The organism is Pseudorhizobium flavum (genome assembly GCF_044142885.1).
GTDB classification, from domain to species: Bacteria; Pseudomonadota; Alphaproteobacteria; order Rhizobiales; family Rhizobiaceae; genus Neorhizobium; species Neorhizobium flavum.
The window spans coordinates 41,039-54,925 of record NZ_JBIOKZ010000009.1; the positions used below are offsets into that span (position 1 = coordinate 41,039).

At 64.4% G+C, this 13,887-nt stretch carries 10 protein-coding genes; 8 read left to right on the forward strand and 2 right to left on the reverse strand.

Annotated features, from left to right (window positions below):
* The first annotated feature begins 73 nt into the window (after positions 1 to 73).
* The 5 genes from ACEPP2_RS16600 (at position 74) to ACEPP2_RS16620 (ending at position 3,800) form a co-directional block, all read left to right on the forward strand.
* Positions 74 to 958, forward strand: coding sequence for a LysR substrate-binding domain-containing protein (locus tag ACEPP2_RS16600; RefSeq protein ID WP_395517236.1), 885 nt, complete (start codon positions 74 to 76; stop codon positions 956 to 958).
* A 135-nt stretch (positions 959 to 1,093) separates the two neighbouring features.
* The gene (locus ACEPP2_RS16605; RefSeq protein WP_395517237.1) at positions 1,094 to 2,386 is read left to right on the forward strand and encodes an Hsp70 family protein; all 1,293 of its coding nucleotides are present in this window, start codon (positions 1,094 to 1,096) and stop codon (positions 2,384 to 2,386) included.
* Positions 2,387 to 2,424: 38 nt separating this feature from the next.
* Positions 2,425 to 3,279 (forward strand): uracil-DNA glycosylase, encoded by an 855-nt coding sequence (locus ACEPP2_RS16610; protein ID WP_395517238.1) that lies wholly within the window; start codon positions 2,425 to 2,427, stop codon positions 3,277 to 3,279.
* A gap of 150 nt (positions 3,280 to 3,429) precedes the next feature.
* Positions 3,430 to 3,621: a hypothetical protein gene (locus tag ACEPP2_RS16615; RefSeq protein ID WP_077547803.1), complete on the forward strand. Its 192-nt coding sequence runs from the start codon at positions 3,430 to 3,432 to the stop codon at positions 3,619 to 3,621.
* Positions 3,622 to 3,647: 26 nt separating this feature from the next.
* The gene (locus tag ACEPP2_RS16620; RefSeq protein WP_281977927.1) at positions 3,648 to 3,800 is read left to right on the forward strand and encodes a hypothetical protein; all 153 of its coding nucleotides are present in this window, start codon (positions 3,648 to 3,650) and stop codon (positions 3,798 to 3,800) included.
* 7 nt (positions 3,801 to 3,807) lie between these two features.
* Here the strand turns inward: ACEPP2_RS16620 and ACEPP2_RS16625 are convergent, their stop codons facing one another.
* Positions 3,808 to 4,746 carry a DMT family transporter gene (locus tag ACEPP2_RS16625; protein WP_077547802.1) on the reverse strand — a complete coding sequence of 313 codons (939 nt, stop codon included), beginning with the start codon at positions 4,744 to 4,746 and terminating at the stop codon, positions 3,808 to 3,810.
* A 279-nt stretch (positions 4,747 to 5,025) separates the two neighbouring features.
* Here ACEPP2_RS16625 and ACEPP2_RS16630 point away from each other — a divergent pair, with 279 nt between their 5' ends.
* From ACEPP2_RS16630 to ACEPP2_RS16640, 3 genes are all read left to right on the forward strand, one after another.
* The gene (locus tag ACEPP2_RS16630; protein ID WP_281977929.1) at positions 5,026 to 5,382 is read left to right on the forward strand and encodes a hypothetical protein; all 357 of its coding nucleotides are present in this window, start codon (positions 5,026 to 5,028) and stop codon (positions 5,380 to 5,382) included.
* A gap of 391 nt (positions 5,383 to 5,773) precedes the next feature.
* Positions 5,774 to 8,422 (forward strand): aminopeptidase N, encoded by a 2,649-nt coding sequence (gene pepN / locus ACEPP2_RS16635; protein ID WP_395517239.1) that lies wholly within the window; start codon positions 5,774 to 5,776, stop codon positions 8,420 to 8,422.
* Positions 8,423 to 8,585: 163 nt separating this feature from the next.
* Positions 8,586 to 10,925 carry a PAS domain-containing sensor histidine kinase gene (locus ACEPP2_RS16640; protein WP_395517321.1) on the forward strand — a complete coding sequence of 780 codons (2,340 nt, stop codon included), beginning with the start codon at positions 8,586 to 8,588 and terminating at the stop codon, positions 10,923 to 10,925.
* Here the strand turns inward: ACEPP2_RS16640 and ACEPP2_RS16645 are convergent.
* Positions 10,918 to 13,866, reverse strand: coding sequence for a bifunctional [glutamine synthetase] adenylyltransferase/[glutamine synthetase]-adenylyl-L-tyrosine phosphorylase (locus ACEPP2_RS16645; RefSeq protein ID WP_395517240.1), 2,949 nt, complete (start codon positions 13,864 to 13,866; stop codon positions 10,918 to 10,920). The genes ACEPP2_RS16640 and ACEPP2_RS16645 overlap by 8 nt on opposite strands.
* Positions 13,867 to 13,887 lie beyond the last annotated feature (21 nt).

The following is a 13,887-nucleotide window of genomic DNA, read 5'->3' on the forward strand; positions in this document are numbered from 1 at the left end:
TTCTAGGGCCCGTTGCGGGAGCGCCGCAAACGATGATAACTGGCGGGAGCCATAAGAAAAACTGGGGCATTGCATGGTCCGGCCGCATCTTCCGCTGAACGCGCTGCGTGCCTTCGAGGCCGCCGCCCGGCATCTTTCGTTCACCCGCGCGGCGATCGAGCTCTGCGTCACGCAGGCCGCCGTCAGCCATCAGGTAAAGATCCTCGAACAGCGGCTGGGGGTAACGCTCTTCCGTCGCCTGCCGCGCGGGCTGATGATCACCGAAGAAGGCTTGGCACTCCTGCCGACGCTGAAGGACAGCTTCGACCGCATGGCCGACATGCTGGAGCGCTTCGAGGGCGGGCACATGCGCGAGGTGCTGACGCTCGGCGCCGTCGGCACCTTCGCCGTCGGCTGGCTCCTGCCGCGTCTTGGCGGCTTTCGCGCCCGCCATCCCTTCATCGACCTGCGCCTCTCCACCAACAACAACCGTGTCGACATCGCCGCCGAAGGCCTCGACTATGCGATCCGCTTCGGCAACGGCGCCTGGCACGATACGGAGGCGGAAGCGCTGTTCGAGGCACCGCTCTCGGCGCTGTGTGTACCAGCGATCGCAGCCAGTCTGAGACAGCCGGAGGATGTCGGGCGGGAAACACTGCTCCGCTCCTACCGCGCCGACGAATGGCCCGGCTGGTTCGAGGCCGCCGGCGCCCCTGCCCCGCCGATCACCGGGCCGGTGTTCGATTCCTCCGTGCTGATGGTGGAAACGGCCCTGCAGGGCACCGGCGTCGCCCTCGCCCCGCCGCTGATGTTTTCCCGCCACCTTGCCTCCGGTGCGCTGGAACAGCCTTTCCCCGTCTATGTCTGCAAGGGAAGCTACTGGCTGACGCGCCTCAAGTCCCGCACCCCGACCCCGGCAATGAAGGCATTTTCCGACTGGATGGCGGAGATGGCGGCGGAGACAAGGGCGGCGGGTTAGTCACTCCTCCCTTGCCATCCCGCCCGCCCTGTGCCATCAGGCGCGCTCGATTTCACCAGGGCGCGGCAGGCGCCCTTTGGCGTTCCGGGCTGATGCTCCGGGTTCAATAATCACGACTGGACGAGGAGCACCGCCATGGCACGGGCGCTGGGGCTGGATTTCGGCACGACCAACACCGTCATCGCACTGGCGGAAGGCGATGGCGCCACGCAGTCCATACCGTTCACGAGCAGTGCCGGCACCACCGACACGATGCGAACGGCGCTCTCCTTCATGAAGGACAGGCAACTCGGCGCGCAGGCGCTGAAGGTCGAGGCGGGACAGGCGGCGATCCGCGCCTTCATCGACAATCCCGGCGACTGCCGCTTCCTGCAGTCGATCAAGACCTTTGCGGCAAGCCCGCTCTTCCAGGGCACGCTGATCTTCGCGCGCCGCCACCAGTTCGAGGATCTGATGGAGATCTTCCTGCGGCGGCTTTCCGCCTATGCGGGCGAGGCCTGGCCGGCAGAGGTCTCGGGCATCGTCGTCGGCCGTCCGGTGCAGTTCGCCGGCGCCAGCGCCGACGCGGATCTGGCACTCGAGCGCTATAACACGGCGCTGACGCGGCTGGGCTTTCCGGAGATCGCCTACGTCTACGAGCCGGTCGCGGCGGCCCATTACTTCGCGCAGAACCTGCAGAAGGACGCCAATGTCCTGGTGGCGGATTTCGGCGGCGGCACGACCGACTATTCGCTGATCCGCTTCGAGCGCCATGCAGGCAGGCTCTCCGCCACCCCGATCGGCCATTCCGGCGTCGGCATTGCCGGCGACCAGTTCGACGCGCGCATGATCGAACACCTCGTCGCGCCGGAGATCGGCAAGGGCAGCCAGTTCAGGAGCTTCGACAAGGTGCTCGACGTGCCGAGCAACTACTACACGAGCTTCTCGCGCTGGAACCAGTTGTCGATCTTCAAGGGATCGAAGGAGTTTGGCGACCTGCAATCGCTGGTCCGCTCGGCACTGGAACCGGAAAAGCTCGAACTCTTCATCGATCTCGTCGAGCATGACGAGGGCTATCCGCTCTACCAGGCGGTGTCGGCGACGAAGATAGCGCTGTCGGGGACGGAAGAGGCGGAATTTAGCTTTGCGCCCCTCGGCAAGGCCGGCCGCAAGACCGTCCGGCGCCGCGACTTCGAGAGCTGGATCGCCGACGACCTGTCCCGCATCGAGGCTGCCCTCGACCAGGTCCTGGTCGAGACAAACACGGCGCCTGCGGCCATCGACAAGGTCTTCCTCACCGGCGGCACCTCCTTCGTGCCGGCCGTGCGCGACATCTTCAACCGGCGTTTCGATGCAGGCCGTATCGAAAGCGGCGGCGAGCTTCTGTCGATCGCCCACGGCCTGGCGCTGATCGGAGAGAGCGGCGAGATGGCACGGTGGGCCGCTTGATGCTTCCCCCGCCCCTTCCGCTTCGCTAGAGTGGTCTTATGATCCAGGCGAAAGACCTCCAGCCACAGGAACTCTCCGCACTTCTGCATTTCTATGCAGATAGCGGCGTGGAATGGCTGCTGGAGGATGCGCCGATTGACCGCGTTGCGGAATTTGCGGCGCAGAAGGTGGCCCACGAGCAGACCAGCGCTTCGCAGCTCGCTCCCCAGCAACGGGCCGACCGGCAACAGCCAGCACGCGCTGCCGCAGCGACCCAGCCGCTCAATCCGCCACCCGTCGCCATGCCGAACGTCGATGCGGTAGCCGCCGCGCAGCGGGCAGCGGAAAGTGCTTCCTCGCTTGCAGACCTGAAGGCGGCGATCGAGAGCTTCGACAGCTGCAACCTGAAGAACGGCGCCCGTTCCACCGTCTTCGCCAGCGGCGACCCCGCCACGCGGATCATGGTCATCGGCCCCATGCCGAATGCCGACGATGATCGCGATGGCCTGCCCTTTTCCGGCCGTACGGGCCAGTTGCTCGACCGGATGCTGGCAGCCATCGGACTGTCGCGGGAGGCGGTGCTGCTCACCAACATCATTCCGTGGCGCCCGCCGGGCAACCGCATGCCCTCGCCTGCCGAAACCGCGATCTGCAAGCCCTTCATCGACCGTCAGATCGCCTTGGCCGAACCCGATCACCTACTGCTGCTCGGGAATTTTCCTGCCCGCTTCTTCTTCGGGGAAACGGGCACGATCCACAGCCTGCGGGGCGAATGGCGGGAGGTGACGGTCGGCGGCCGCTCCGTCCGCGCACTGGCAACGCTGCATCCGCAGGACCTCTTGGGCGCCCCGGCCACGAAGGCGCTCGCATGGCGCGACCTGCTCATGTTTTCGCAGGCGATCACGCGCGGCTGATGCCGCGGGAATAATCAATGTTAACGGATTATGAAATCTGCCATGCAATTTGCGCATGGCAGCGCTCCTTTATGTCGCATTGCCGAATCGATGCTGCACCGCAATATTGGGATTGTCTTGGGAGGAACCACAGATTTAGGAACCAAGGCAATGATGACTCGTGCCCGCCCCATCCATTCCGGCTTCGAAAGCCTCCGCGCTGCCGGCATGCCGCAGCGCTCTTCGCAAGGCTACCATCGCTTCGGCTCCGCCACCAACGAGCAGCTGACGGCGCGCGCCATCGGCCGGATGGACAAGATCACTCGGCAGTCCGCAATCTTCACGGATTTCCGCGAGCGCTGAACCGAGCCGAGGAAGGACCCAGGATCATGAGCCAGCTTCACCCTATCCGCGCGTTGCGCGAAACGGTCGAGGGCATCAGCACCGCCGTCAGAGCCGCCCGCGAGTACCGCCATGCCGGTGCCGTCCGCCGCGGCGACGCGCGCCCTGCCAATACGGCGACGGCCTACATCCCGCTTTAACCGGCGATCAGCCGGGCGGCGCCGAAGCCTTGCGCGCCGCCTTGCGCTCCAGCCCGAGCCGCCGCTCCCGGTAGACGATGAAGATCCCGGCCGCCACCGTGATTGCCGTACCGATGATCATCGGTGCCGTCGGCACGTCGTCGAAGATGACGAAGGCGATGGCAATCCCCAGGATGAAGGACGTGTATTCGAACGGCGCCACCGCCGACACGTCCGCATGCCTGTAGCTCTCGGTCAGGAAGATCTGGGCGATCCCGCCGCAGATGCCGGCCCCGATCAGCAGCATTGCCTGTTCCCCCGTCAGCGCCGTCCAGCCGAAGGGCAGGCTCAGCAGCGACAGCAGCGCGCCTGACAGCGAGAAATAGAAGACGATGGTCGGCGTCCGCTCCGTCTTCACCAATTGGCGCACCTGCACCATGGCAAGTCCGCTCAGGACCGCGCCCGCCAGCACTGCCGCCGCACCGAGCGCCTGCGTGGAGCCGAAACCGCCCTCGCTGAACAGCGTCAGCTTCGGCCAGGACACGATCAGCACGCCCACCATACCGGCAACCACGGCGCTCCAGCGGTAAAGCCGCACCTGCTCACCCAGAAGCAGTGCCGCGAAGACCACCGCCATCAGCGGCGAGGCATAGCCGATCGCGATCGCCTCCGGCAGCGGCAGGTGGACAAGACCGTAAAAGCCGAAGACCATGGACATGACGCCGAACAGGCCGCGCTTGAAGTGCCCGAAGGGCTGATCCGTATGGACGGCGGTGCGCAGGTCGCGTCGCCAGGCAAGGTAGGCGATGATCGGAATCAGCGCGAAGGCGGAACGGTAGAAGGTGATCTGCCCGGCCGGGACGCCACTTCCGGCAGCCTTGATGCAGGTCTGCATCAGCACGAAGATCGCTACGGAAATGATCTTGAACATGATCCCGCGCAGGGAATTGCCCGCATCAACGGTCATCTGGCATTCTCGGGCATTGCAAACTCGACGGGGACATGGTGGCGGGTGCAACCGAAACTATCGGAGTACGGCTGAGATCAAAGCGAATAATGCCGAATTCCCATCAATGTTGCTGATGGGTGCTTACGCCGCTCCCAGTAAAGCCTCAGCCCCTGCGACGCATCTGTCTCCGACCGATCGGAAGGTGGCACGAACACTGCCCGAGTCGCTGCGGTCGCCGGGAACAAGGAACAAAGGCCTCTTCCTCGATGTTCGTCAGTCGGCAAAGGAGGATGAGCCATGAAAATGATTGTCTTGATGCCGGCAACTATCGCTTTGATAGCTGCCACCCACAGCCCCAGCTTCGCCGACTGCCCGGAAACGACCGGCTCGGTCAGCACGGAGCAGCAAGCGGGCATTGCAAAGGACGGAACCCATGCACCCCTGGAGGGCGATGCCGGCCAGGTGAAGACGGAATCTTCGACCGGTACGACGACTACCAGCAAAGAAGCTCTTCCGGAAACGGCGGCAAAGGACGGCAAGGACATGCCGATGGGAGAAAGCAGCTCTCTCGCCACGTCCGGGCAAGATGTCGCCGCCCAGCAGGAAGGCGAGAAAACTGCCGCTGCCACCGCGGCGCAGGAAGCCTGCGATTGATACGAATAGATTTCACCCGCCCCCAGACGAGGCGTCTGGCGGCGGGTTCATTCCAGCTGCCGAGCGTAGTTGGTCCCCCACCTCAAGTGCTGCCGGAACCTTCCGGTGGTAGAGAAAATCCTCACGACCATTTCCGGATAGACTTCGTCTCGGCACGCTTGCACTTCAAAGAAGCTGCAGCCGTTAGGATCGTGTTAGCAACCCATTGATATCGTGGCGCCGTCTCGCTCACCGAAGGACCCGCGCTTGCCCTATTCTGCAGACCTACCGAACCGCGCGGCGGAATCCTTTAGCGGTGAGGCTGGTTATGGGCTGGTTCAGGTTCGGTCGCGTTCGCAGGCCTGCGGCGCAGGCCTCTCGTTTTTCAAGCACGCATAGGAACCCTGTACTTATGGGTACATCCGATACCAAGACGGTTGAACTTGCCAACTACCGCCCGACCGATTTCGTCCTGGAACGCGTCGACCTCACCTTCGAACTCGACCCGACCAGCACAAAGGTCGATGCCAGGCTGATCTTCCATCGCCGCGATGGCGCCGATCCGGGCGCGCCTCTGGTGCTCGATGGCGACGAGCTGACGCTTTCGGGCCTGCTTCTGGACCAGAATGAGGTTCCGGCAGGTCAGTACGATGTCACGCCGCAGAGCCTGACGATCCGGAACCTGCCGGAAGCAGTGCCCTTCGAGATCACCGTCACCACCTTCATCAATCCCGAAGCCAATACCCAGTTGATGGGGCTTTATCGGACGAACGGCGTCTATTGCACGCAGTGCGAGGCTGAAGGCTTCCGCCGCATCACCTATTTCCCCGACCGCCCGGATGTGCTGGCGCCCTATACGATCACCATCATTGCCGACAAGGCCGCGAACCCGCTGCTGCTCTCGAACGGCAATTTCCTCGGCGGCGGCAACTATGACGAAGGCCGGCACTTCGCCGCCTGGTTCGATCCGCATCCGAAGCCCTCCTACCTCTTCGCGCTGGTCGCCGGTGATCTCGGTGTTGTCGAAGACACGTTCACCACCATGTCGGGGCGCGACGTGGCGCTGAAGATCTATGTGGAGCACGGCAAGGAGCCTCGCGCCGCCTATGCCATGGATGCGCTGAAGCGCTCGATGAAGTGGGATGAGGAGCGCTTCGGCCGAGAATACGACCTCGACATCTTCATGATCGTCGCCGTCTCCGACTTCAACATGGGAGCGATGGAGAACAAGGGTCTCAACGTCTTCAACGACAAGTACGTGCTTGCCGATCCGGAGACGGCCACCGACCAGGACTATGCCAATATCGAGGCGATCATCGCCCACGAGTACTTCCACAACTGGACCGGCAACCGCATCACCTGCCGCGACTGGTTCCAGCTGTGCCTGAAGGAGGGCCTGACGGTCTACCGGGACCATGAGTTCTCGGCCGACATGCGCTCGCGCGCAGTCAAGCGCATAGCCGAGGTGCGGCACCTGAAATCGGAGCAGTTCCCGGAGGATGCGGGACCGCTCGCCCATCCGGTGCGGCCGACCAAGTATCGCGAGATCAACAACTTCTACACGACGACAGTCTACGAGAAGGGCTCGGAAGTCACCCGCATGATCGCCACGCTTCTCGGAGCGGAAGGCTTCAAGAAGGGCATGGATCTCTATTTCGAGCGCCACGATGGCGACGCGGCCACCGTGGAAGACTTCGTCAAGTGCTTCGAGGACGCCAACGGCCGCGACCTGTCGCAGTTCTCGCTCTGGTACCACCAGGCGGGCACGCCCATGGTCTCCGCCTCGGGCGCCTATGACCCCGCGGCCGCCACGTTCACGCTGTCGCTCGAGCAGATGATCCCGGCAACACCGGGCCAATCCGCCAAGGAGCCGATGCACATTCCGCTCTCCTTCGCGCTGATCCTCGACAACGGGTCCACCGCCGCGCCCACCGCCGTGGCAGGCGGTGAAGTGACCGGCGACGTACTGCACCTGACCGAACGCAAGCAGACCTTCACCTTTTCGGGCATCTCCTCGCGGCCGGTCCTGTCGCTCAACCGTGGCTTCTCGGCGCCGATCAACCTGCATCTCGACCGCAGTAACGATGATCTGGTCCATATCGCACGCCACGACAGCGATCTCTTCGCCCGCTGGCAGGCGCTGAACGACCTGATCCTCCCCGTACTCATGGAGGGTGCCCGCGATGTTCGCGACGGCGGCACGGTCACCTGCCCGCCGGCCGTTATATCCGCGCTGATCGAGATTGTCGGAAACGACGCGCTGGAGCCTGCCTTCAGGGCCCAGGTCCTGGCGCTGCCGAGCGAGGCGGATATCGCCCGCGAACTCGGCAGCAACAATGATCCGGACGCCATCCATACGGCTCGCACCACCGTCCTGACCGCAGTCGCCGAGGCCGGAAGACCGGTGTTCCAGCACCTCTTCGACACGATGGAGAACGGTGCCGGCTTCAGCCCCGACTCTGCGAGCGCCGGCAGACGCGCGCTTCGCAACAGCGCACTCGGCTACCTGACCTATGCCGAACAGTCGCCGGTCCGGGCAGCCGAGGCCTTCGCATCGGCCGACAACATGACGGATCTCGTGCAGGCATTGTCCGTGCTGGCCCACCGTTTCCCAGACGCTGAGGAGGCCGACGCCGCGCTTGGCGCATTCGTGACGCGCTTCGACGACAACCCGCTCGTCATCGACAAGTGGCTTTCGGTGCAGGCGACCATACCGGGCGCCGGCGCGCTCGATCGGGTAAAGGCGCTGATGGAAAATCGTCACTTCGTCGCCAGCAATCCGAACCGCGTGCGCGCGCTCGTCGGCAGCTTCGCGTTCTCCAACCCGACCGGATTCAACCGGGCCGATGGCGAGGGCTACCGGTTCCTGGCGGAGCGGATCCTCGCAATCGACCCGAAGAACCCGCAGCTCGCGGCTCGCCTCCTCACATCCATGCGTTCATGGCGGTCCCTGGAGCCAGTGCGGGCCGACCACGCCCGGGCGGCTCTCTTGACAATCGACCGCAGCGTCCAGCTTTCCAGCGATGTCCGCGACATCGTTGACCGCATGCTGAAGGGTTGAACCTCTCCCCTCTACAACCTCTGATTCTGCCGGAGAATCCGGCCGAATCCAAGATTTAAAAATGTCTTAAACAACCTCTGGACACGGCGAATCACTCGTGATTCATTAGGTCAGATTCGGGCGAGCGGCGCGCCGGATTTCCATGAGGGGACTTATGAAAACGATGGCGGACGTGCGGCGGGACACCGCCGGCGATGGATGGTTGCGTCTCAAGATTCCGGGGCGTGATGGGGCATCCCGGCTCTTCTCGGGCCGGCCCAACCTGACGGTGACGCCGATATCGCGTCAGATGCCGCGCGTCGAACTGGTCCTGAAGCGCTCTATCCCGCTCCTCATCCTCGCCTTCCTGGCGGTGGTCGCAACCTCGCGCAGCCTCGGCCTGGTCTCCGAATACGAGCGGCTTCAGGAAGGGGCGCGGGACGCAACGGCACTGGTTGCCGCTACTGCCGTCGCGGCCTTTGCCGGACACGACGCCGCGCTGAGCGCCGGCGACCGCGCGGCTGCCGAGGCGCAGCTGGCGAAATTCCTGCCCGCCGACCGTCTTCATCCCGACGCCTTCCTTCTCCTGGTCGATCCCTCCGGTAAGATTTTCGGCGGTATTGCCGCCGGCTCCTATGTCGGGCGCCAGCTGACGTCACTTCTTCCAGAAACCGCGGCCCAGCGCCGGTTCGTCGGATCAGGCCTGATCGAGACCACCATAGGCGAGGACGCACACTATGCGGCGATCCAGCCGCTTGGCGACAATGGCGCGCTCATCGTCGTGGCCCGTTCGCTTGCTCCGATACAGTATTTCTGGCGGCACGAAGTGTCGCTCAACGTGACACTGTTCACCTGCATCTCCGTGATCCTGCTGGTCATCCTCTATGCCTATTACATGCAGGTGAAGCGCGCGCGGGAGGCGGACGAGACCTTCCTCGAGGCCAATCTGCGCATCGAGACCGCGCTGTCGCGCGGGCGCTGTGGTCTGTGGGATTTCGACGTCGCCAACCGCCGGCTGTTCTGGTCCGGTTCCATGTATGAAATGCTCGGCTATCCGCCCGCTGGCAATGTCATGTCCTTTGCGGATGCGGCGCGGATGATGCATCCGACCGACGGCAATCTCTATGCGCTCGCACGCGCCATCAGCCGCGGCAATGCCAAGCAGGTCGACCAGATCTTCCGCATGCGCCATGCCGCCGGCCACTATGTCTGGATGCGCGCCCGCGCGCAGGTGGTGCGGACCGCCGCCGGCCGCACCCATGTGATCGGCATTGCCATGGACGTGACCGAACAGCACCGGCTGGCACAGCGTTATGCGGAGGCCGACCAGCGGCTGGCCGATGCCATCGAATGCACCTCGGAGGCCTTCGTGCTTTGGGACAAGAACGACCGGCTGGTGATGTGCAATGCCCACTTCCAGCAGGCCTACGGGCTTCCGGACAAGGTGCTGGTTCCCGGCACCGAACGCTCCGTCGTCAAGGCCGCCGCAGCGCGACCGGTGATCGAGCGGCGAATTGCCGATGCGGACCAGAACGGGCTGTCGCGCACGACGGAAGTTCAGCTTGCCGACGATCGCTGGCTGCAGATCAACGAGCGTCGTACCCGCGACGGTGGCATGGTCTCGGTCGGCACCGACATCACCCTCATGAAGCGCCAGCAGGACCGTTTGCGCGATTCCGAACGCCGCCTGATGGCGACGGTCGGCGACCTTTCTGCCTCGCAGAAGAAGCTGGAGAAGCAGAAGGAAGAGCTGTCGATCGCCAATGCCAATTATCAGGCGGAGAAGGAGCGCGCCCAGGCGGCCAACAAGGCCAAGTCCGAGTTCCTTGCCAACATGAGCCACGAGCTGCGCACGCCGCTCAACGCCATCCTTGGATTCTCGGAAATCCTCGTCAACGAGATGTTCGGGCCGGTCGGCTCGCCGAAGTACAGCGAATATGCCCGCGACATCCATGACAGCGGCAAGCACTTGCTCAACCTGATCAGCGATATCCTCGACATGTCGAAGATCGAGGCCGGCCACATGAAGATCCAGTGCGAGGCGATTGACCTCGTGCCGCTCATCGAAGAGAGCCTTCGCCTCACCGCGATCTCCGCCCAGGAGAAGAAGATCACGATCGAGCAGTGCCTCTCGGACGATCTTGAAATGGTCGGCGATCGCCGTGCCATGAAGCAGGTTATGCTGAACCTGCTCTCCAACGCGGTGAAATTCACCGACGAGGGCGGCAGGATCATCGTGAGAGCCCGCCGTTCCGAATCCGGCTTCCTGCTGACGATCGCCGATACCGGCATCGGCATCCCGAAGACGGCACTTGCAAAGATCGGCCAGCCCTTCGAGCAGGTGCAGAGCCAGTATGCCAAGAGCAAGGGCGGTTCGGGGCTGGGGCTGGCGATCTCCCGCTCCCTGGTCGCCCTGCACGGCGGCAGCATGCGGATCCGATCCTGCGTCGGCAAGGGCACGGTGGTGTCGCTCAGCGTTCCGGAATGCGCGACTTTCGCAGTCCCCCGCCCGGCGATCAGCTGACGAGCTTGCGGAAGATCCCGCGAACCGCCTTCGACAGCCGCTTCACCTCTCCCTCCAGCGTCCGGATATCGGGGCAGTTCCCTGCCCTCGAAACCCGCTCCACCAGTCCGGCAGGCGCCTCCTTTGGGGAGAATGGCCCGTCGATGCAGAGCCGGATGATCTGCGAGAGTTCGGTAAAGAGGCGAAGCGCCTCTCGTACCGTCGCCAGGTCGTCGGGCGGCAGCATCTCGTTGCCGAGTGCCTCCAGCGCCTGCATCGTGCTCATCCCGTTGGTGTCGATCGTCAACCCGCGAGCCGGTGCAACCAGCCGCAGGTACTGGGCGATGAATTCGATATCGATGAGCCCGCCGGGGATCAGCTTCAGGTCCCAGATGTCGCGCGGCGGCTTTTCCTGTTCGATCAGGTCGCGCATTTCGCGCACATCCGTCGCGATCTTCTGTTCGTCACGTTGCCGCGAGAGCGTTTCGGCGACGACAGCGCAGGCTTCGTCCACCAGTCCGCGATCGCCGCAAACCATGCGGGCCCGGGTGAGCGCCATGTGCTCCCAGGTCCAGGCTTCCTCCTGCTGATACTTCCGGAAGGTCCGGATACGGGTTGCGACCGGTCCCTTGTTGCCGGACGGCCTCAGCCGCATGTCCACCTCGAAGAGCACGCCCTCGGCCATGGGTGCCGAGAGCGCCGCGATCAGGCGCTGTGTGAGACGTGTGAAGTACCGGCTGCTGTCGAGCGGCTTTGCTCCGTCGGATTCCCCGGCCTCGTCGTCGTAGTCGTAGAGCAGGATCAGGTCGACGTCGGAGGCTGCCGTCAGCTCGAAGCTGCCGAGCTTGCCCATGCCCATCAGCGCCACCCGGCCGCCCGGATAGCGGCCATGCGCCGCCTCGATCTCGCGCTCCACAGCAAGCAGCGCCTGCTCGATCAGCAGGTCGGCGAGATCGGTGAAGGTCCGCCCCGCCTGAATGCCGTCAATCGCCCCGGTGAGCAGGCGGATGCCGATCAGGAAGCGCTGCTCGGCCGCGAATATCCGCAGCCGGTCCAGCTGTTCCTCGTAGTGGCGGGCTGCCGTCAAAAAGGTGCGCAGGCGTTCGGAAAGATATTCTCGCGTCGGCAGTTCCGCCATCAGGCCGGGATCGAGCATGCCGTCGAAGACATGCGGGCGCGACGAGATGATGTCCGCCAGCCGCGGCGCCGAGGACATGACGGTGACGATCAGCGAGAGCAGCGCCGGATTGTTGCCGATCAGGGAAAAGAGCTGGATGCCGGCGGGCAGGCCGGAGAGGAAGCTGTCGAAGCGAAGCAGCGCCTCGTCGGCGCGGCTGCTTTCCCCGAACGCCTTCAGGAGATCCGGTGTCAGCTCCGTCAGCCGCTCGCGCGCCTCCACCGATTGGGTGGCGCGATAACGGCCATAATGCCAGGTGCGGATGACGCGGGAGATGTCCGCGGGCCGCTCGAAGCCGAGCGAGGCAAGCGTCTTCAGCGTCTCCGGATCGTCCTGCTGGCCGGTGAAGACGAGATTTCCCTCGACGCCAGAGAGCTTGGTTTCCTGCTCGAACAGCCGCGCATAGCGCTTCTCGACCGTCCGCAGCACCGTCTCCAGCCTTGCCGAGAAGGCCGCCGTATCGGCAAAGCCCAGCATGTAGGCGATGCGCTTCAGCTCTGCCTCGCTATCCGGCAGGCGGTGCGCCTGCTCGTCGCGCACCATCTGGATGCGATGCTCGACGTCGCGCAGGAACCAGTAGGCTTCGGTCAGTTCGGCAGCGATTGCCGGGGTGATCCAGTTCGCCTCCGCCAGCATCTCCAGCGCGACCTCGGTCTGCCGGGTCCTCAGCGGCGGCATGCGGCCGCCGGCAATCAGCTGCTGGGTCTGGGCGAAGAATTCGATCTCGCGAATGCCGCCGCGGCCGAGCTTGACGTCATGCCCCTTAACGGCGATCGCGCCGTGACCCTTGTGGACGTGGATCTGGCGCTTGATGGAATGGATATCGGCAATCGCCGCATAGTCGAGATATTTGCGGAAGACGAAGGGCACCAGCTGGCGCAGGAACCATTCGCCGGCCTCCAGGTCGCCCGCCATGGCGCGCGCCTTGATGAAGGCGGCGCGTTCCCAGTTCTGGCCGCGGCTCTCATAGTAGAGCAGCCCTGCCTCCACCGGCACGGCAAGGGGCGTCGAGCCCGGGTCGGGGCGCAGGCGAAGATCGGTGCGGAAGACATAACCGTCGGCGGTGCGCTCCTGCAGGATGCGCACCAGCCGGCGCATCATTCGGGCATAGATTTCCGAACCGTCCAGCGGGTCCGGCAGGATGCCGCTTTCCGGGTCGAAGAAGATGACGAGGTCGATATCGGAGGAATAGTTGAGCTCGTAGCCGCCGAGCTTGCCCATGCCGAGCACGATCAACCCGGAACCCGCGCTCGGATGCTTTGGGTCCTTCAAGGCCAGCTTGCCGCTCTCGTGGCCGCCGAGCAGCAGGTGGTCGATCGCGGCCGCCACCGCTGCATCCGCCAGGAGCGTCAGCCAGCGGGTCGTGTCGCGGGCGGTGAAGAGCCTGGCGAGATCCGCCAGCGCCACCAGGAAGGAGACGCTCCGCTTCAGCGTCCGAAGTGCCGTCATCACCTCCGCTTCAGACGGGACCCTGCCCTCCCTCGGCTTCCAGCAGTCGCGAGCTTCCGCAACCAGCCGCTCCAGCGTCGGCTCCAGAGGCTCCGTCACCGCAGTCGTCAGCAGATGCGGGGAGACCGATGCGGCCTCACGAAGATAGGGCGAGAGTGAGAGTGCCGCGACGAGGAACGCTTTCAGCGCGCCATCACTGGCAATTATCTCCGCCAGCGCCGCCTCCTGCTTCGCAAGGTCCTTCAATTGCGACGTGACGGTCTTCGCCTCGGTCTGGCTCTGCGGCCGGATGACCTCTGCGGCGACGTCCTTCAGATAAGTTGCAGTCTCTCCCACGGCGTCCTCCCTCGACGACCC